This is a genomic window from Mesorhizobium sp. M4A.F.Ca.ET.020.02.1.1 (assembly GCF_004022645.1).
Lineage (GTDB): Bacteria > Pseudomonadota > Alphaproteobacteria > Rhizobiales > Rhizobiaceae > Mesorhizobium.
Window position 1 is genome coordinate 1 of record NZ_RZOI01001141.1, and the last position, 1,154, is coordinate 1,154.

Sequence of the window (1,154 nt, forward strand, 5' to 3'; positions counted from 1 at the left end):
GACAGCCGTGATCGACGCCGCCGGCCGCGCGCCAGACATCCGGCCAAGAAGCGCAATGCGCTGAATCGGTTGCGGCATCCTATTCAACGAAAACCTTCACGCTTGCCGCGCGGCCGGCGGCGTCGATCACGGTGAGCGTCGAATAGCCGGCGCCGTCGGGCAGCCAGGTGGCGGTGCGGCGCCGGTCGATGCCGGACAGCGGCTTGCCGTTGGCCAACCAGCGGAAGGGCGCGCGGCCGCCCTGCAGCTTCAGCACCAGCGGCGAGGCGTCGGCCGAATTGGCGGCGAGGTCGACGCGCGCGCCGTCGGGCGGAAAGACGATCGTCGGCGCGGGCTCGGCCGGCGTTGCCTGCACCAGCCCGTCCGATCCGGCGCCGAAGCGCGCCAGCGTCACCGGCAACTCGTCGCGTTTTGGGCGGTGGACGCCGGCCGGCTGGCCGGGAAGCGGAACGGTGGCGAGGCCGGAGCGGACGAAGCCCTCGAACAGGATCGGGGCGGCCGAGACGTATCCGGACAGCCCGGGCACGGCGCCGGCATCGGCGCGTCCGACCCAGACGCCGAGCACGTAGCGGCCGTCGAAGCCCACCGACCAGGCGTCGCGGTAGCCATAGGAGGTGCCGGTCTTGTAGGCGATGCCGCGCTGCAAGGCGCCCTCCGGCGGCTTCACGCCTGACAATATGTCGGTGATCTGCCAGTTGGCCTGGTCGTCGAGGATGGTGGCGGTGGTGCGTTCGGCGTTGGCCGGCTCGGTGCCGTCATGCAGCGTGTGCGCCTTGCCGCCATTGGCGAGGCCCGTGTAGAGCTGGACGAGATCGCGCAGCGTCACACCGACGCCGCCGAGGCCGATCGCCAGGCCCGGCGCCTCGTTGACCGGCAGCACCGGCTTGACGCCGGCCTGGCGGAAGCGCGCCGTCAGCCTGGCCGGTCCGACCGCGTCGAGCACCCGGATCGCCGGCACGTTGAGCGAGAGCTGCAGCGCCTGGCGGATGCTGACGTCGCCCTGATAGCCCATGTCGAAATTCTTCGGCCGGTAGCCGCCGAAATCGGCCGGGCTGTCCTCGATGATGGTCTCCTGCGCCACCAGGCCCTGCTCGAAGGCGAGCCCGTAGATGAACGGCTTCAGCGTCGAGCCCGGCGAGCGGACGATCCTGGTC

1 protein-coding gene is annotated in these 1,154 nt (G+C 71.3%); it reads right to left on the reverse strand.

Annotated elements, in window-relative coordinates:
* Window positions 1-79 precede the first annotated feature (79 nt).
* On the reverse strand, window positions 80-1,154 hold a 1,075-nt coding region (locus EN742_RS35510), incomplete at its 5' end, for a penicillin-binding transpeptidase domain-containing protein (protein WP_281035051.1).